Here is a 16,683-nt window from a genome sequence, read left to right as displayed (position 1 = left end):
TGTTCACCCGCTTGACTGCCCGCTTACCTGCGTCCATTGCCATCTCCCTGGGATTCGTTTGTCACCAGGGATGCATTCTCCAGATCGCCATCGGGTCGCGCAATAACGCCGCTGAGCGACCGCTTACCAGCAACATGCCTTCTTGCTGACAAACGTCATCGATACGATTGATGTCCCGGAACCTGCCTCGCTCACCCTGCTCGGCATGGGACTGCTGGGCCTGGTCGCTGCACGGCGCAAACGCCGCCAGTAATACGAAAGGCAAGGCCGCTGAAAGATTGCGAGCGACATCTACGAGCGACCGCCGTTGATTGCAAGCTCATTCCCCGGCGGCGCGAAGGACATTCATCTTCCGCAACATTTGTGCTGCGGAAGAAGTGCTTTGTGGCGGTTCACGTCCGAAAACGATCGGTTTCGGACATATCGATTTTTGATGTACGAAAAATAGCGTGTGCGAATATCGGATATCCATTGCAATTAGCACTCCCATTTCGTACTATTCTGGCCGCCAAATGTCCCGGACTTTCATTTATGCAAGAGTGAGTACCGTTGATCAGAACACAGACGACCAGATCCACGAAATCGAGTCCGCTGGCTTCGCCGTAGACAAGCGTCGGATCGTTCGCGAAAGCATTGGCTCGTGCGCGTGCTGAAGGAAAGACGTTGGGACGTCGACCAGCACTGACGACAGCGCAGCAAGCCGAGGCGATCGTACGCCTCGTGGCTGGCGAGTCAGTGGCCAGGGTAGCTCGTGACTATGGCACGACTCGCCAGTCCATCATGCGAGTACGGGCAAGACACACGTCAGTCGATGCAGCCGGCTCCTGACATACGGGCAGTCGCCTTCTGAAAACGACATGCGGCCGGCGCGCCGAATACGCGCTACGCCGACGTCACCGTCGGCCAGTTGCAGTGCGGCCATGGCAGCGATGGGTCTAGATACAACAAACCCGCCAGAAGGCGGGCTTTGTCTTGGAGGCCCCCCAGCTCGCGATCGAGCTACGCCCGATCCGACAATAACTGCAACTGACCGTCAATTCAATGGCTCTGTGAGCCAAAGCGGGACGGTGGCCACTGGCGGGCGGCGTGCAGTAGACGCAGCACGCGCACCAAGTCGCCGGCAGTGTCATAGACGAGGATGTAATTCTGGTGCGCTACCAGCTCACGAGTGCCGGCAGCGCGGCCAGGCTTGCCCAGGCCGGGATGATCGACCAAGCGGCCTGCCTTTTCTGCAAACAGCTCATCGAGGGCGAGCGCGGCGGCCGGGTTGTCGGCTTCAATGTATTCGTAGATGTCGTCGCGGTCTTGAATCGCCTCTGGCGTCCAACACAACTCCATCATTCGGCGGCTTCCAGCCGGCGACGTGTGGCGGCGCGCTTGGCGGCGAACTTGGCTTCCACCTCAGCGGCCGGGATCAGGTTGCCGGCATTGGCTGAGTCTAGGCCGATCTGCACTTGGCGCTGGAACCAAGCGTCATGTTGTGCCGCTTCCTGCTGCTGCCGAACGAAGTCACGCATGAAGTCGCGCAGCAGCTGGGCGCCGGTACGGTCGCGGCCCTTGGCGGCTGTCGTGAATTGGTCTTTCAGGATTTCATCGACCCGGAAGGTAAAGGTTGCTTCGCTCATGGCCTTGCTCCTATGTGTTACAACGTAATCACATAGTAGCACAAGCAAGGGTCAACCGTCGTTTGGTGACGCCTGCCCGCGCCAGTTTCATTTGCAGCTATTGCAGGTCGGCCTCGATCAAATGCAGTCGGCGCGGCTGAATGCAGGTGCATTTGCAGTTATCTCCGGTTCTGGCCACCTGTCAGTTGCAGTTATTCCTGGCCGAGAATCGGCTCGAATGCAGGTCGGGCCAGTTTGAAACGCAGGCTGCTACAGCTAGCCATGCAGCCTCCTCGCGCTTTGCCCGCGCCTGCCATGCATCGCCCCCTGCTTGCCCCGGTCTACCGACACAGGTTCGTGCTTATACCTTCTTGACGAACTCCGACTTCAGGCTCATGGCGCCGAAACCGTCGATCTTGCAATCGATGTCGTGGTCGCTGTCGACCAGGCGGATGTTCTTGACCTTGGTGCCCATCTTGACCGTGCCGCCCGATCCCTTGAGCTTCAAATCCTTGATGACGCTGACAGTGTCGCCATCCTGCAACACATTCCCCGCAGCATCGCGATAAACCTTTGGCCCCTCATCGGCCGCCGCCGCACCTTCCTGCGCGCTCCATTCGTGGGCGCACTCCGGGCAGACAAGATTGCTGCCGTCTTCATAAGTAAATTCTGAATTGCATTTAGGGCAGGGGGGAAGTGCGCTCATAGGAATCGTCCTGAAGTTGCTTGAAAGACGATGAGTATACAGGGTGGCGCATCTGCGCGAACAGTTGCATGTTGAGTAGAAACAATGCTTCTCGTAAACAGTGATGCAAACATGGCTCTTCTTGAAGCTTCAATTCGAATGAATACTCTGATAATTGCCTCAGAGCATTAAAACATTCCAAATAGAACGAGGAGAATCACCATGACACCGAACATCGCACTGAACAGCATCCGCCGTCCCGCACATGCGCTTGTCGACCGGGCCGGCGTCGGCGCGCCGGTGACGATCGAATTGCTGCCTTTTACCGTGCGCCCGGTGCGCACCGAAGCCGACCTGCGCAAGGCCGTGGCCGTGCGCCAGGCCGCTTACGCGCGCCACCTGCCGGAGTTCGCCCGCTCGCTGGAGCAGCCCGAGGCGGCCGACGACGACGGCGACACGGTGCTCCTGCTGGCCGAATCGAAGCAAGACGGCAGCGCGCTCGGCAGCGTGCGCATCCAGACCAATTTCCGCCAGGCGCTGCACGTGGAAGAATCGGTCGACCTGCCGCTGTGGCTGGCGTCGCAACGGCTGGCCGAAGTGACCCGGCTCGGCATCGTCGAAGGGCGCATCGGTCGCCAGGTGAAACTGGCGCTGATCAAGGCCTGTTTCGAACATTGCGAGCACCACGGCGTGGACACGGCCGTGGTCAGCGGGCGCGCCCCGATCGACCGCCAGTACGAGCAACTGCTGTTCACCGATGTGTTCGCCAGCCGCGACCCGGTGATCCTGCGCCATGTCGGCAACCTGCCGCACCGGATCATGTACTTCGACATCGCCAGCGGCCAGGAACGCTGGGAAGCGGCGCGCCATCCCTTGCTCGATTTCTTTTGCCATACACGCCACCCGGACATCGATCTTGCTCGCCATGTTCCTGCTGCTTGGAAACATGGCTTGCCGCGCAGTCAGCAAGCCGCAGGCGCTGTTGTTGTTGGGCTCGCCGCGTAGCGAATCAAACTGTGACGGCGCGGGAGTAACGATGTATGCTTTGACATGATTGCCGCCTAAGTGCAACGAATGGCGGTGCCAGTTGTGCAGCCGGATGCCGCCCATGTCAATGCCGACTTCCTCGTCCCACGCGCCACCTGAACCCGAACGCGGTCGCTTGCAACACGCGCTCGAAGCGTTGTTGCGCCTGCTGTCTTTCTATCTGGTTCCGCTCGCCATCGCGCTGCTGTCGCTGCTGGCGCTGGCGTTCTGGAACAACCAGTACCGCAGCGTCGAGGGTGGGCCGCTGGCGCTGCGCGTCATGGCACACGCCGACGCCACCCTCGCGCCAGGACAGGCGCTGGCGCAAGTGACCGGCTTGCCTGAAGTAATGGCCCGCGAAACGCGCATGTCGCCCGATCCGCTCTGGTTCAGCATGCTTGCCGACCCGCGGGCGGGAACGGTGATCGAATTTCCTTCACGTCACATGACCGAGCTCGCTTGCTGGGACGGCGCGACCCTGCGTTCGCTGGGAAGTTCCACCCGTTCCGCGTCGAGCGGGGCGGTGGCGCCGCTGCGGGCGGGGTTTGCGCTAAGCTTGACGCCCGCGCCCGGGGCGCCGGCGCAGGCGCAGGGACCGGAGCACTTGCTGTGCCGCGCCGTGCTGGTCGGTCCGGCGCGGCTGTCCGCGACCCAATGGCAGGCGCACGAACTGGCGCTGGCGGTGCAGCAATTTCACCGCAAGTCGGGCCTGCTCGACGGCGGCATGATCGTGCTGACCTTGTTCGTACTGACGACCGCGCTGATCAACCGCCAGGCCCTGTACGTGCTGCTGGCCGGCTGGCTGATCCTGAACCTGCGGATGGGTGCGCTTTCGGCCGGCTGGGATATCCAGTGGCTGGGCCAGGTCGTGCCGGACCGCTGGCTGTTGCCGAGCCGCGCCCTGACCATCGCCCTGTACGCGATCTCCACCCTGACCCTGTACCAGACCCTGTTCCGCGAGCGGCTGGCCAACACGCGCTACCGCACGCCGCTACGCTTTGCCGAATGGTGCTGCGTGCCGCTGCTGGCGCTGTCGGTCATCTTGCCGTACCATATTTTCCTGCCCATCATGTGGGGCTTCGTGGCGTATGGATTGCTGCTGATGACGCTCGGGCTGGTCAATGTGATGTCGCAGTCGCACATGCGGGTGGCGTTCTGGTTCGCCGCCTCGTTCGCAGTGACCATGCTGTCGGGCCTGGCCGAAGTCATCGCCGCCGCGCTCGGCGTGCGCGACTTGACCGGCCTGGTCAACAGCGTCACGGCCGCGCTCGCGTCCAGCCTGCTGGCCGCGCTGGCGGTGGCTGAACAGATGCGCCAGGAAACCGAACAGCGCATCGCCGCCCAAGCCGAATTGCAACATACCTACGAAGCCATGCCGATCGGCCTGTTCACGCTCGATCTGGAAGGGCAATTTCTCAGCGCTAACCCAACCATGCACCGGATGCTCGGCGCCGATGCGGCCGTGCTCACTGGCAAGAACTTCCAGCAATTCTTCGCCGATGGCGTCTGGGGCACCTTGTTCACCCTGGTGCAGGAGCATCCCGACGCCGAGCTGCGCATCGAAGACCGCAGCGGCGCGCATTGCTTCGTGGTGCGTGCGACCTTGGCGCGCGGCAAGATCGAAGGCGTGCTGCAAGATACGACCGAGCAGCACAAGGCCACCGAGCAATTGCGCTTCATGGCCAATAACGATGCGCTGACCAAGGTCTACAACCGGCGCGGCATCGAGCGCGTGTTCGAGCAAGCCTGTTTCAAGCCGATGACCCTGGCTTATCTCGACCTCGACCGCTTCAAGCTGATCAACGACCTGTTCGGCCACCTGGCCGGCGATGAAGTACTCAAGCAAGTGTGCGAGCGCATCGGCGCCGTGCTCAGCGGCGACCAGCGGATCGGCCGGGTGGGCGGCGACGAATTCGTGATCATCATGCCGGAAACCTCGATTCGCGTGGCCGCGCTGATCTGCCGCTGCCTGGTCGGGCGCATCGGCAACACGCCCTACCGCGTCGGCGACAAGGCCTTTCACGTGCGCGGCTCGATCGGCCTGATCGACGTGCAGCCCGGCATGCAGATGAAAGACGCGGTCTCGACCGCCGACCGCGCCTGCCGCGAAGCCAAGAGCGGTCACCGTGACGGCCTGGTCGTGTACGAGCGCGATTCCTCGGCCTTCCACGAACGCGAGGCCGAGCTGAACCTGGTCGAGCGCCTGTCGGCCAACGACGCCACCGCGTGCATGGTGCTCGAAATGCAGCCGATCATGTCGCTCAAGATGCCCTACGACTCGATGAACTTCGAAGTCTTGCTGCGCATGCGCGAAGCGGACGGCACCTTGCTGGCGGCCGGGCCGATCATCGCCGCCGCCGAGAAAAGCGGGCGTATGGGCGTGATCGACCGCTGGGTGCTGTCGACGACCTTGAGCTGGATCGAGCGCAATGCCGACATGCTGGTCAATACCCAGTTCGTGTGCATGAACCTGTCGGGCGCCTCGCTCAACGACGAACGTTTCATCCAGGACACCATCGACATCCTGCGCCGCCACCGCGACGCCGCCAGCCGCTTGTGCATGGAAATCACCGAAAGCGTCGCCTTGCACGACCTGAACAACACGCGGCGCTTCATCGACCAGGTGCGCAACTTCGGGGTCAAGGTGGCGCTCGACGATTTTGGCGCGGGCTATACATCCTTCTCTTACCTCAAGGAATTGCCAGCGGACATACTCAAGATCGATGGCAACTTTATCGTCAATATGAATGCGCATCCGGCCGACGTGGCCATTGTCGAGGCGATCGTCAAGCTGGCGGTCAACCTGGGCATGAAGACGATTGCCGAATGGGCCGAGGATCGCGCCACGGTGCAGACTTTGGCCGATATTGGGGTGGACTATGTGCAAGGTTTTGTGATCGCATCGTCGATGGCGCCGGATATCTTGCTGACCGTCAGCTCGGCCGCCGGCTTTATCGTCGATGAAGAATTGAACCTGCTCGTCGGCACGCTGGGCACGCCCGGCAAGGCACCTGTGCCGGCGGCAGCGGTCAATGAAGCGCCGGTGACGGGCTTGCACTGAACTGCCTGGCCGTGCGCGGGTCGAAACCTGATCAACAACATCCTTCAGAAGGGGAGCGCGCGATGATCGAGCATGCGGTATGGGGAGTGTTTGACGGCTTCGACAAGGCCGGGCAGGCGCGCGCAATGCATGCTGGTGGTCGATGCCGACGACGCAGGCACGGCGGCGCGGGCGGGCGCCATCATGGCCGGTTTCGGCGCGCGCGATCCGAATCGATTGTCCGCCACGGCAGGCGGCGGGGCGCCTTTGCCGGCCCGTCCTTCCTGATGATGGCAGGCGCCGGGCGCGGCCCTTACTGGCGGGGCGCCACCGTCTTGTCGCTCGACTGATCGCCCGCGCGCGCCATTGGCGTGCCTTCCAGCAGGCTTTTCAGGCGCCCGAGGTCTTCTTCCAGCGCGTGCTCCGGGTCGCCGCCGAACAGCGTGGCCACCGCCTGGCCCACGGCCCCCGCCGGCGGCCGGTACGACAAGCGGACCGTGGCCAGCGTACCCCCGCGCGACGGTTCAAGCCGCACCGATCCCGCTTGCTCCACTTGCGCGCCGGGCGCGCTGCGCCAGGCCAGGCGGCGCGGTCGCACCTGCTCGGCCAGCACCGCATCAAAGCTGAACTCGCTACCGGCCGGGCCTTTGACCACCCAATGCGAGCGCCGGTTGCCGAGGTCGCGCACCTCGACCACATTCGCCATGAAGCGCGGAAAGTTGTCGTAGCTCGACCACAGCGCGTACACCTGCTCGGGCGCGGCGTCGATGCGGATGGTTTTTTCCAGCGCCACCATGCCGCTGCGCCCCTGCTGGCGCGACAGCCCGGGCAGGGCGCCCCGCGTCATGGAGCGCGTCAGCAGCGCCGCGCCGGCCAGGCCCGCGGCCACAGCAAGCGGCATGCGCCGGGTCAGCATGCTGGCCAGGCCGAGCGTGCCGCCGCCCAGCATGCCGGCATTGCGCGGCGACGGCGGCCACAGCGCCTGTGCGGAAAAGGAACGGCGGCTGGTATCGGCGCTCGACAGCGCCGTTGAGGCATCGCCCTGGCGGCGGCCGGTATCGGCGCCTCCCGCGCCATCGGCGTCGTCCGCCCCGGCATTGCCGGCCCCAGTGATGCGGCCGCTGCGGCCGGTTGCATTGGCGCCGATCCGCTCGCTGACGCCACGCACCACCTTGTCGAGCATATCGCCGCCTTGCCGGCCCAGGTCGCGCAGTTTCGCGCCGGACAGCGCGCGTCGCGGCGCGCCCCGGTCCGGGTCCAGCAGGTACATGGCGAGCGCGCCGAGCGCCGCGCCGCCCAGCCATTTACCGAGGTGAAGTTCGTGTTCGGACGTCTGTTTCATGGTTCTCTCCGTTCGCTGGTGTTGGTGGATGAGCGCTGCCCGCGCGCGCCTGGTCGCGCCAGGCGAGGGCCAGCAGGTCTTGTACTTCCGCGTCGCCGGTCTGGTCGAATTGACGGTACCACTGGCCGACCGCGCGGAAGTCGGGCGGCTGGCTCAGGCAAACCAGTTCATCGACTTGCGCGGCGAGCGCGGCGCAACTGTCCGGAGCGCCCACCGGCACGGCGACCACGATGCGCCGCGCCCCGCGCAAACGCGCCGCCCTGATCGCCACGCGCATGGTGGCGCCGGTGGCCAGGCCGTCGTCGACCAGGATGACGGCGCGGCCCGTCAGATCGGGTTCGGCGCGCGCGCCACGGTACTGGCGCGCGCGCCGCGCGATCTCGCGCAGCGCGCGTTCGCAGGCGGCGTCAAGTTGCGCCGCGCCAACGTGGTGTGCATGGATGGCGGCGCTGTTGAGCACGCGGATACCGCCGCTGGCGACCGCGCCCATGGCGTATTCCTCATGGCCGGGCAAGCCGAGCTTGCGCACGAGCAGTATGTCGAGCGCAAGGCCGAGCGCCCTGGCGATGGCGAAGCCGACCGGAACGCCGCCGCGCGGCAAGGCCAGCACCAGCGCGTCGGCGCCAGCGCCGTGGTGCGCCAGCGCCAACGCCAGGAGCTTGCCGGCCTGCGTGCGGTTTTTGAAGTGTGCGAAGGTCGCCATCCTTCTTCGACAGAGGAACGGCATTTCGGTTGCACGAATGTCGAGAAATGATGGTGTTCGTTTCGCGTCCGGCGCGATCGGGCCCGGCGGCGGCCACCATCCGCATTTCATGGTTTTTTATGACGCACGATTGATCTGGCGCAGGGCTTGCGTCTGCGCGCCATGCCTCGCTGGTGGCGTTGGCCTCAGCCCAACTGCGCCCGATGGAAGCGCAGGTGGTCTTCCACAAAGGTGGAAACGAAGTAGTAGCCATGATCGTAGCCGGCGTGCCGGCGCAGTTCGAGCGGCTGGCGTGCTTTGGCGCAGGCCGCTTCAAAGGCTTGCGGATACAGCTGCTGTTCCAGGAATTTGTCGGCCAGGCCCTGGTCGATCAGAATGCCGCCGGGGAAGGGCGCTTCCATCGTCAGCATCAGTTCGCTGGCGTCATAGTCTTTCCAGCTGTCCCGGTCGGCGCCGAGATAGCCGCTGAAGGCCTTTTCACCCCACGGGCAGCGGGTGGGGGCGGCAATCGGTGCAAATGCCGAGACCGAGCGAAACAGGTCCGGGCGTTTCAGCGCCGTCACCAGCGCGCCGTGGCCGCCCATCGAGTGCCCGAAAATGCCGACCTTGGCCGGGTTGACCGGCAGTTCGGCCACTACCAGCGCGTGCAGTTCGAGCAGGTAGCTGAACATGCGGTAATGCTTGCTCCACGGCGCTTCGGTGGCGTCCAGGTAAAACCCCGCGCTGGCCCCGAAGTCCCAGCCATCGGTTTCGCCGGGAATGTTGGCGCCACGGGGACTGGTGTCCGGGCCGATCAGGATCAGGCCTTCGCGCGCGGCCACGCGCTGGGCGCCAGCCTTGGTCGCAAAAGTATCTTCGTTGCAGGTCAGGCCGGCCAGGTAAAACAGTGCTGGCAGCTTCTGGTCGCTTGGTGCCGCCGGGATGAAGGCGGAAAAGCGCATCGGCAGGCCAATCGCCGTCGATGCGTGGCGGTAAAAGCGCTGTACGCCGCCAAAACAGGCGTGTTCTGATAAGAGTTCGAGCATCGGTCCGTCCAAGTGGTGAATGATGGCGCCAGTATGCCTTGTCGCGGGCGAGTTTGTCGCCCCGGCTTGTCGCCCCGGCATGGTGCTCAGACCAGTTGCAGCCACCCGAGCAGGGCGCCGCCGGCCAGTAGCGACAGCAAATGGAGTTTGGTGCGCCAGATCAGCAGTGCGCTCGTCACTGACAGCAGCCACAGCGGCCAGTCGGTGGCGAAGCGCTGGCTGGCGCTGCCGAGGATCCAGCTGGTCGAAAGCAACAGTGCGATGACGACCGGCGCCATGCCTTGCTTGAACGCGCGCACGGCCCGCAAGTCGCGGTTGCGATGGCCCCATTGCGCCGCCAACCAGGTCAGCACGGTCGAGGGCAGCAAGATGCCGAGCATGGTCACCGCCACGCCCAGGAAGGCGGCCCCGGTGCTGCCGGCGTTCATGCCGACTTGCCAGCCCATCAGCGCAACGAACAGCACGTTCGGCCCCGGCGCGGCCTGGGCCAGGGCGATGGCATTGTTGAATTGCGCCTGGCTCAGCCAGTGATGCTGCTCGACCAGGTAGCGATGCATCTCGGACGTGGTCGAGATGGCGCCGCCGACCGACATCAGCGAGAGCATCAGGTAGTGTCCGAACAGGCTCAGCCAGTCGCTCCAGCTGAGCACGATCTGCGGCACGATCTCGGGCGCGCTCATGGCCGCAGCCGGCGACAGGTGAGCAAGCAGGCCAGCCCGCCCACGCCGAACAGGACGACCATCAGCGGCAAGCGCAGCAGCGCCACCAGCACGAAGCCGATCACGCACAGGGTCCAGCACCACAGTTGCGGCATCGGGTTGTTGGAGAGCGCCAGCGACAGCTTCAGGCCGGCGGCGCCGATCATGCCGGCCGACACCGCCGCCATGCCGCGCAAGGCGCCGGCCACGCCGGGATGGTCGATGAAGCGCGCATGGACCAGCGCCAGCAGCAGTACCAGCACCAGCGGCAGGGCCAGCATGCCGGCCAGCGCCGACAGCGCGCCGGCCAGGCCAAAATAGCGGCCGCCGATCATCATCGACAAGTTGACCACGTTCGGTCCCGGCAGGATCTGGGCGACGGCCCAGTCTTCCAGGAACTCCTCATGGGTCAGCCATTGCTTGCGCTCCACAATCTCGCGTTGCACAACTGCCAGCACGCCGCCAAAGCCTTGCAGCGCCAGCAGGGTGAAGGAAACGAACAGGTCGGTCAGCGATTGCGGACGCGGACGCTCGGTCAGGGACGGATCGGTCATGCGCCATTATCGCGCCGGCCCGTCCGCCTGTCCATGCGGGCTCAGCAGCCGCCGATGCCGCGCACCACCCGGCCCGTGCCGCTGCAGGCGTCGCCAATGTCCTCGGCAATGATGGATGGCATGCGCACGGGTGCGATCCGCCATTTTAGGAGCGCCCGATCGCGTCCGGCGCTGCGTAGCCGAAGACAACTATGGCGCGTATAACTATGCCCGAAGCATATTTTTTGCCGTTTCGATGGAACCTTGACATTGACTTTGCTCTCTATTGATGGATACTCGTTAAGCAACTCGGGTTCCCTTCGACGTACTCGCCATGCCCCTGTAAGGACCACACCATGAATCGACAGCAACGCCACAACAGCGGCGGCTTCGCCCTGGCCGAACCGAATAATCAACGCCTGGACCTGCGCCAGCGCGACATCGTCAACCATGCCATCTCGGTCCAGGCAAGCAGAAATACCATGTCCGCCATCGAGTACCTGAAAGCGCAGGATATCCATCCCGACGTGATCGAACGGGTGTTGCTGGAACCTGAGCGCCGGCGCGGGACGCTCCACCATTGAGCGGTGCAGGGTGGGGCGGCGGGGCCGGCGCAAGGCGCGCGCCCGATGCTGTGTGCATATCAGAATGTTATCGAACCACCCATCCCGCGCTGCGTGCAAAACAGGCGCTTATGCACAAAAAAATCTTGTAGGAAATTTCTTATTATTTTTTACCGCCTTCTCCATTGACTTTGTAAGTGCTTGATTTATATAGGAATTATTTCTGCCTCACGAATGAGCATTTTGTTGAAACCCGCATCGTTACACGCTTGCGGACTGTCAAGGGGGGATTATCCACAAAGTTATCCACAGCGATTGTGGATATCCCAAAAAGTACTTTAGAAACGGCTACTTAGCGCGTACATGGGGATCTTTGAGCGTCGCCTGGACCCACGCCGCATGCGCGCCGGGGCGCGCGACGAAAAATATCGTCGGCGTTTTTGCTTGCGTAATAATACTGTATAAATGTACAGTCATGTCAACTCCAGTTCGAATGTCCGATATGACCGCTGCTTTTCACGCCGATGTGCCCGCCGACGCCGTCGACGATCCCTTCGCCAGTCTTAATCCCGCGCAGCGCGCCGCCGTCGAGCATGACATCGGCGTGGCCCCGGCCGATGCGCGGCCCCTGCTGGTGATCGCCGGCGCCGGCTCCGGCAAAACCAATACCCTGGCGCACCGCGTGGCGCGCCTGATCACGGGCGGCGCCGATCCCCAGCGCATCCTGCTGCTCACATTTTCACGCCGCGCCGCCAAGGAAATGACGGAGCGCGCCGGTACGGTGTTGCACCGGATCATGAACGTGCGCGGCGGTCAGGCCGCGGCCACGCTGCCGTGGGCCGCCCTTCCGTGGGCCGGCACGTTTCACAGCATCGGCGCGCGCCTGCTGCGCGACTACGCCGGCCGCATCGGCCTGGACGAATCGTTCACCATCCACGACCGCGGCGATTCGGAAGACCTGATGGGCATGGTGCGCCACGAGATTGGCCTGACCCAGACCCAGAAACGGTTTCCGCTCAAGAGTACCTGCCTGGCCATTTACTCGCGCGTGGTCAACAGCCGCGATACGCTGGCGCTGGTGCTCCAGGGGACTTTTCCTTGGTGCAGCGAGTGGGAAGCCGAGCTCAAGACGCTGTTCGGCGCTTACGTGGACGCCAAGCAAGAGCAGAACGTGCTCGATTACGACGATTTGTTATTGTTTTGGGCGGAGATGGCGGCCGATGCGGAACTGGGCGCCCACATCGGCGGTTTGTTCGATCACGTACTGGTCGATGAGTACCAGGATACCAACCGCTTGCAAGCCGCCATCCTGATGGGCATGAAACCGGGCGGGGAGGGCGTGATGGTGGTCGGCGACGATGCCCAGTCGATCTATTCGTTCCGGGGCGCCACGGTGCGCAATATTCTCGATTTCCCCAAGCAATTCGCGCGGGAAGCGCGCATCGTCACCCTCGAGCGCAACTACCGCTCGACCCAGCCGATCCTGGACGCCTCCAACGCCGTGATCGGCGCCGCGCTCGAACGGCATGCCAAGACCTTGTGGACCGACAAGGTCTCGACCGTCCTGCCGCAACTGGTGCTCATTCCCGACGAAGCCGAACAGGCGCGCTGGGTCTGCAAGCGCATCCTGGAGCACCGCGAAACCGGCATGGCGCTCAAGGCGCAGGCGGTACTGTTTCGCGCCGCCAGCCACAGCGCCGCGCTGGAGCTTGAACTCATGCGCCGCAACATTCCCTTCGTCAAATTCGGTGGCCTCAAGTTCCTGGAAGCATCGCACATCAAGGATGTGCTGGCGGTGCTGCGTTTTGCCCAGAATCCGAGCGGCAGGGTGGCCGGTTTTCGCGTGGTGCAGCTGGTGCCCGGGATCGGCGCCGCCACCGCCACCCGCTTGCTCGATGCGGTTGCCGAATCGGCCGAGCCGCTGCGCGCGGTCGAGCAATTTGCCGCGCCCGCCAAAAGCGGCGGCGACTGGGAGCAGTTCGTGGCCCTGTTCCGCGCACTGCGTGCGCCGGGCTTGCGCTGGCCCGCCGATATCGAGCTGGTCAAGAACTGGTATCTGCCGCACCTCGAACGCATGCATGACGATGCGCAAGTGCGCGTGGCTGACGTCGAGCAACTGGCGCGCTTGGCCTCCGGTCATGGCTCGCGCGAAACCTTTCTGGCTGAAATCACCCTCGACCCGCCCGAAGCGACCAGCGACCGCGCCGGGCCGCCCCATCTGGACGAGGATTACCTGACTCTCTCGACCATCCACTCCTCCAAGGGGCAGGAGTGGAAGTCGGTGCATGTGCTTAACGTGGTGGACGGTTGCATTCCGTCGGATATGAGCACCGGCAATTCGGACGATATCGAGGAGGAACGGCGCCTGCTGTACGTCGCCATGACGCGCGCCAAGGAACATCTGCACCTGGTGGTGCCGAACCGGTTTTTCATCAAGCAGCAGGCGCAGATGGGCGACCGCCACGTGTATGCGGCGCGTTCGCGCTTCATCAGCCCGGCCATGCTCAAGCATTTCGACGAATCGGTGTGGATGACGGCCGACACCGTCCAAAGCAGGAAACCCATGCCCGAGAGCGTACGCATGCTGGTGCGCGATCGCGCCCGCAACGCCTGGAAGTAAGCGGGGCCGCCGTCAGGGGCTGTTACACGAGCACAGTGGCCACCGCCACATATTCGTAGGGCGCACCGCCCGCTTCGCTCAGCGCCTGCACCGAGCAGCGCAGGTGCAGGGCGGCGCCATCGGCCGCTTGCGTGTGGATGTCGCCCGACCAGGCGCCATCGTGCGCCAGGGCCCGCTCGATCTCGCCGGCGAGCGGCTCGGGAAACGGCGCCGCGTGCAAGGCATCGAGCCCGTGTCCGACGAGTTCGTCGCGCCGCTTCCCGCTCAGCGCGCAGACTCTGTCGCTCGCGTCGCGGATACGTCCCTGTGGATCGAGCGTGAGCACCAGGGCCTGTTGCCCGATCAATTCCTGCACCGCGCGCGCCTCGGCCAGCTCGATGTGCAGCGCGGCCCGGTCGGCGGCGGCCGCCTGCAGGCCGGCATAGGCGCGCAGCGACGCGATCACGGTGGTGAACAGTTTGCGTGTGGTCAGGTCGGCCTTGGACCAGAAATCGTTGATATCGTAATCGCAGATGATGCTGTGTTCCAGCGCCTGGCCAGGCTGGCCGGTGCGCAGCACGATACGCACGAGTTCGTTGTGCAGGTCGGAACGCACCTGGCGCGCCACCTGCAAGCCGGCATCTGGCGTTTCCATGATGACATCAAGTAGCACCAGCGCAATGTCAGGCGTGGCGCGCAGGGTAGCCAGCGCTTCCTTGCCGCTGTAGGCGTGCAGGAAGCTCAGGCGGCGTCCCTGGAACTGGGTATTGCTGAGAGCAAACTTGGTGACCACGTGGACGTCGACATCGTCGTCCACGATCAGGATGCGCCAGGGCGGTTTTTCGTGCGCTGGCGACGCAAGCAACGCGGACGGGTCGTCGTCCTCGAGGAACAGGTCGCCGTTGATATCGTCGTCGGAAGCGGAAGCGGGCATGCAGCCACACTATGCCAGGCGGCACGCTTTGTCAAAGACCGCACGAGTTATCCCCTGTTTTGCCCTTTTGCAGGAATTTGCCGAATGGACAGTTTGTGACAATGCCAGCACCAGTTTTAAGTCCCTGATTTCATTCATGATTTTTTTTGCCTTTTGAACGGGCATTTTGTAGAAACCCGTTTAAATCCGGGCCTTAAGCGGCGCTCGGGGTGGCTTATCCACAATGTTATCCACACTTCTTGTGGATATCCTTAAAAAGCCTGAAAAATCCGGGGCTTACGGCTGGGCGGCGGCGCCGCGCCTGGGTTTCTTGTGCGCCGGAAATTGCGCCAGGTGTTTGACTTCCTCGAAGCGGTCGAGAAACAGCCTGTAGGCGCGCTCCGGGCCGACCGGAATAATGCGCTCAGGGTGGGGCGGCGGCAGGTGACTCCAGTCGATCCAGGCGGCTGGCAGCAGGTCGCGCAGTTCGGTGGCCATGCAGACCAGGTCGGCTTCCTTGATCGCCGCCACCTCGTCGTTGAAGCCGAAGTGCCGCCGCAATGCGGTCTTGATGGGATGGACCCGTTCCTTCACATAGTCGCGCCCCAGCATGACCTTGACCGGTGAGGGCCAGTCCCCGAGGAATTCTTCGCAGTCATGCATCAGCGCGGCATACGCCAGCGCCGGCGGCACCAGGTGGGAACTCATCACCGAATGCTCGGCCACCGAATACCAGGGCCGTGCGGCGCCGCCCCAGCGCGGTTGCGACGCCAGGCACAGGGCGATGTCGGCAATCGGCAGCCCGCTCGCGTCGGGGGTGAGCAGGTCCAGCACGAAGCCGGACGGCAGCAGGATCGCGGTGCGTCCGTCCGGCTTGTTGAGTAAGTCAAATTGCATGATGACAGTGATCGCGACGAGAGTTGATGCGCCTGAAGTGTACTATTTTTCCCGGGGAGGTGGTGTTTCGGAGCGCCCGGCGCGGCATAATGGGGCTGGGACTGCGGGCGAACCTGCGCTCTGGATGAAGGAGCAGGATGAACAGGCTGAAAAGACTTACTTTCTGGGGCGTACACGACGATGACGACAGCCTTCCGCGCAGCGTGATGGAAGGGCGCAAGACCGTCACGGCCGAGATCTTGGAGGAGTACGGCAAACCCTATGGCGACTACGGTGACGGCGCTTACGAGCCCGGCGACCTGATCGAGGTCGATGATTTGCGCCAGCGCTTGCGCTGCACGATCAAGGCAACCACGGTGCTGATCATTGAGTTCGGCAACATTCCAGAGGAAGTCTGGCGTGGTGAAAACCTTTTCGAGCGCGGAAGAGTTCAGGGAATGCCACGTGCGCTGCCTGCCGCACCTGGACTTGCATGACGGCTTCGAGTTCGTCACGCTGCATTTCGACCTGGTCGATATCATTTTGCCGTAGCAGGGTCGATGCGCGCCATCGCGGTTCTTGGCCGATAGTCCCTGCGCGCATGATCAAGCCTTTGCCTGCAAGGTGACCGTTGATTTCGTCGAAGATAGCCCTCGTTCGAAAGGCCGAAGCACTGCTGGACGATATATATGCGCAGCATTATCTCCACGTCTGAATAAACCGGCAGAACCGGATGCAAAAGGTTTAACATAGTCAGCATATCGCAAGCGTTGCCACCCTTTATCCGACCTCACCAAGCGGGGAAAAATCATGCCTGAATCTCCTTTAACGCACGGCGACGTTTGTGTGGGTCTTGAAATTGAAGGATTGGCCAGACTTGGGTTCACGTGGAACGCCGCCGGAAAACAGCGGGTTGACACAATTCGGGAAGCGGCGCGCGGGGGAGATACCCCCCTGTGTCAGACTACTTGTCGGGTGTGTTTTTGAACAAAGTATGTCGTGATCTTGAGCGTTGTAGTGGGGTTTTTAGGGTTCGTTCTTGTGCTGTACTTTTGACATCGTTTCCGGGAGCGGGG

Annotated in this window: 17 protein-coding genes and 1 pseudogene; 7 read left to right on the top strand and 11 right to left on the bottom strand. The window is 63.4% G+C overall.

The annotated features are described in order from the left end of the window. The first annotated feature begins 142 nt into the window (after positions 1-142). Both F1735_RS29520 and F1735_RS29515 read left to right on the top strand, forming a co-directional pair. Positions 143-253: a PEP-CTERM sorting domain-containing protein gene (locus tag F1735_RS29520; protein WP_167240240.1), complete on the top strand. Its 111-nt coding sequence runs from the start codon at positions 143-145 to the stop codon at positions 251-253. A gap of 259 nt (positions 254-512) precedes the next feature. Next, positions 513-828, top strand: a pseudogene (locus tag F1735_RS29515) (recombinase family protein). Positions 829-1,038: 210 nt separating this feature from the next. Here F1735_RS29515 and F1735_RS29510 read toward each other — a convergent pair. The 3 genes from F1735_RS29510 to F1735_RS29500 all read right to left on the bottom strand — a co-directional run bounded on the left by F1735_RS29510 (position 1,039) and on the right by F1735_RS29500 (position 2,310). Further along, positions 1,039-1,341, bottom strand: coding sequence for a type II toxin-antitoxin system RelE/ParE family toxin (locus F1735_RS29510; protein ID WP_373888600.1), 303 nt, complete (start codon positions 1,339-1,341; stop codon positions 1,039-1,041). Next, a complete protein-coding gene (locus F1735_RS29505) occupies positions 1,338-1,625 on the bottom strand; it encodes a CopG family ribbon-helix-helix protein (protein WP_167240239.1) in 288 nt (95 codons plus the stop codon). Before F1735_RS29505 ends, F1735_RS29510 begins: the two co-directional genes overlap by 4 nt. A 340-nt stretch (positions 1,626-1,965) precedes the next feature. After that, positions 1,966-2,310 (bottom strand): zinc ribbon domain-containing protein YjdM, encoded by a 345-nt coding sequence (locus F1735_RS29500; RefSeq protein WP_166876897.1) that lies wholly within the window; start codon positions 2,308-2,310, stop codon positions 1,966-1,968. A 201-nt stretch (positions 2,311-2,511) separates the two neighbouring features. Here F1735_RS29500 and F1735_RS29495 point away from each other — a divergent pair, with 201 nt between their 5' ends. Next, entirely contained in the window at positions 2,512-3,294 is a 783-nt protein-coding gene (locus tag F1735_RS29495) for a hypothetical protein (RefSeq protein WP_167240238.1), read from the top strand. Positions 3,295-3,397: 103 nt separating this feature from the next. Next, complete coding sequence (locus tag F1735_RS29490; RefSeq protein ID WP_229506023.1) at positions 3,398-6,376, top strand: putative bifunctional diguanylate cyclase/phosphodiesterase; 2,979 nt, start codon at positions 3,398-3,400, stop codon at positions 6,374-6,376. Between the two features lie 44 nt (positions 6,377-6,420). Here F1735_RS29490 and F1735_RS29485 read toward each other — a convergent pair whose 3' ends face one another. The 6 genes from F1735_RS29485 to F1735_RS29460 form a co-directional block, all read right to left on the bottom strand. Then, a complete protein-coding gene (locus tag F1735_RS29485) occupies positions 6,421-6,561 on the bottom strand; it encodes a hypothetical protein (RefSeq protein WP_167240237.1) in 141 nt (46 codons plus the stop codon). Between the two features lie 107 nt (positions 6,562-6,668). Continuing rightward, entirely contained in the window at positions 6,669-7,697 is a 1,029-nt protein-coding gene (locus F1735_RS29480) for an SRPBCC family protein (protein ID WP_167240236.1), read from the bottom strand. After that, entirely contained in the window at positions 7,660-8,400 is a 741-nt protein-coding gene (locus tag F1735_RS29475) for a phosphoribosyltransferase (protein WP_167240235.1), read from the bottom strand. Before F1735_RS29475 ends, F1735_RS29480 begins: the two co-directional genes overlap by 38 nt. A 185-nt stretch (positions 8,401-8,585) precedes the next feature. Next, the gene (gene fghA / locus F1735_RS29470; RefSeq protein WP_167240234.1) at positions 8,586-9,425 is read right to left on the bottom strand and encodes an S-formylglutathione hydrolase; all 840 of its coding nucleotides are present in this window, start codon (positions 9,423-9,425) and stop codon (positions 8,586-8,588) included. An 86-nt stretch (positions 9,426-9,511) separates the two neighbouring features. Beyond that, positions 9,512-10,105 carry a chromate transporter gene (locus F1735_RS29465; protein ID WP_167240233.1) on the bottom strand — a complete coding sequence of 198 codons (594 nt, stop codon included), beginning with the start codon at positions 10,103-10,105 and terminating at the stop codon, positions 9,512-9,514. After that, positions 10,102-10,677 (bottom strand): chromate transporter, encoded by a 576-nt coding sequence (locus tag F1735_RS29460; RefSeq protein WP_167240232.1) that lies wholly within the window; start codon positions 10,675-10,677, stop codon positions 10,102-10,104. The genes F1735_RS29465 and F1735_RS29460 overlap by 4 nt, the downstream gene beginning before the upstream one ends. A gap of 335 nt (positions 10,678-11,012) precedes the next feature. Here F1735_RS29460 and F1735_RS29455 point away from each other — a divergent pair, with 335 nt between their 5' ends. Continuing rightward, a complete protein-coding gene (locus F1735_RS29455; protein ID WP_167240231.1) occupies positions 11,013-11,240 on the top strand; it encodes a hypothetical protein in 228 nt (75 codons plus the stop codon). Between the two features lie 481 nt (positions 11,241-11,721). Then, complete coding sequence (locus F1735_RS29450; RefSeq protein WP_167240230.1) at positions 11,722-13,839, top strand: ATP-dependent helicase; 2,118 nt, start codon at positions 11,722-11,724, stop codon at positions 13,837-13,839. A gap of 22 nt (positions 13,840-13,861) precedes the next feature. Here F1735_RS29450 and F1735_RS29445 read toward each other — a convergent pair whose 3' ends face one another. Both F1735_RS29445 and F1735_RS29440 read right to left on the bottom strand, forming a co-directional pair. After that, positions 13,862-14,752 carry a PAS domain-containing protein gene (locus F1735_RS29445; protein ID WP_167240229.1) on the bottom strand — a complete coding sequence of 297 codons (891 nt, stop codon included), beginning with the start codon at positions 14,750-14,752 and terminating at the stop codon, positions 13,862-13,864. 276 nt (positions 14,753-15,028) lie between these two features. Continuing rightward, positions 15,029-15,628 (bottom strand): hydrolase, encoded by a 600-nt coding sequence (locus tag F1735_RS29440; RefSeq protein ID WP_167240228.1) that lies wholly within the window; start codon positions 15,626-15,628, stop codon positions 15,029-15,031. Positions 15,629-15,765: 137 nt separating this feature from the next. Here F1735_RS29440 and F1735_RS29435 point away from each other — a divergent pair, with 137 nt between their 5' ends. Beyond that, entirely contained in the window at positions 15,766-16,104 is a 339-nt protein-coding gene (locus tag F1735_RS29435; RefSeq protein WP_229506024.1) for an ASCH domain-containing protein, read from the top strand. Positions 16,105-16,683: the final 579 nt, after the last annotated feature.

The sequence above is a fragment of the Massilia genomosp. 1 genome (genome assembly GCF_011682185.1).
Lineage (GTDB): Bacteria > Pseudomonadota > Gammaproteobacteria > Burkholderiales > Burkholderiaceae_D > Telluria_A > Telluria_A rubra.
The sequence above is the reverse complement of the archived record's forward strand: the minus strand, read 5'-3'. Positions and strand labels throughout refer to the sequence as shown.

Excerpts from the sequence above, each read along its gene's own strand:
- F1735_RS29490 (WP_229506023.1), top strand. The coding sequence starts at position 3,398 with ATGTCAATGCCGACTTCCTCGTCCCACGCGCCACCTGAACCCGAACGC.
- F1735_RS29505 (WP_167240239.1), bottom strand. The coding sequence starts at position 1,625 with ATGAGCGAAGCAACCTTTACCTTCCGGGTCGATGAAATCCTGAAAGAC.
- F1735_RS29495 (WP_167240238.1), top strand. The coding sequence starts at position 2,512 with ATGACACCGAACATCGCACTGAACAGCATCCGCCGTCCCGCACATGCG.
- F1735_RS29475 (WP_167240235.1), bottom strand. The coding sequence starts at position 8,400 with ATGGCGACCTTCGCACACTTCAAAAACCGCACGCAGGCCGGCAAGCTC.
- fghA (WP_167240234.1), bottom strand. The coding sequence starts at position 9,425 with ATGCTCGAACTCTTATCAGAACACGCCTGTTTTGGCGGCGTACAGCGC.
- F1735_RS29460 (WP_167240232.1), bottom strand. The coding sequence starts at position 10,677 with ATGACCGATCCGTCCCTGACCGAGCGTCCGCGTCCGCAATCGCTGACC.
- F1735_RS29450 (WP_167240230.1), top strand. The coding sequence starts at position 11,722 with ATGACCGCTGCTTTTCACGCCGATGTGCCCGCCGACGCCGTCGACGAT.
- F1735_RS29455 (WP_167240231.1), top strand. The coding sequence starts at position 11,013 with ATGAATCGACAGCAACGCCACAACAGCGGCGGCTTCGCCCTGGCCGAA.
- F1735_RS29445 (WP_167240229.1), bottom strand. The coding sequence starts at position 14,752 with ATGCCCGCTTCCGCTTCCGACGACGATATCAACGGCGACCTGTTCCTC.
- F1735_RS29485 (WP_167240237.1), bottom strand. The coding sequence starts at position 6,561 with ATGATGGCGCCCGCCCGCGCCGCCGTGCCTGCGTCGTCGGCATCGACC.
- F1735_RS29465 (WP_167240233.1), bottom strand. The coding sequence starts at position 10,105 with ATGAGCGCGCCCGAGATCGTGCCGCAGATCGTGCTCAGCTGGAGCGAC.
- F1735_RS29435 (WP_229506024.1), top strand. The coding sequence starts at position 15,766 with ATGAACAGGCTGAAAAGACTTACTTTCTGGGGCGTACACGACGATGAC.
- F1735_RS29480 (WP_167240236.1), bottom strand. The coding sequence starts at position 7,697 with ATGAAACAGACGTCCGAACACGAACTTCACCTCGGTAAATGGCTGGGC.
- F1735_RS29440 (WP_167240228.1), bottom strand. The coding sequence starts at position 15,628 with ATGCAATTTGACTTACTCAACAAGCCGGACGGACGCACCGCGATCCTG.
- F1735_RS29510 (WP_373888600.1), bottom strand. The coding sequence starts at position 1,341 with ATGATGGAGTTGTGTTGGACGCCAGAGGCGATTCAAGACCGCGACGAC.
- F1735_RS29500 (WP_166876897.1), bottom strand. The coding sequence starts at position 2,310 with ATGAGCGCACTTCCCCCCTGCCCTAAATGCAATTCAGAATTTACTTAT.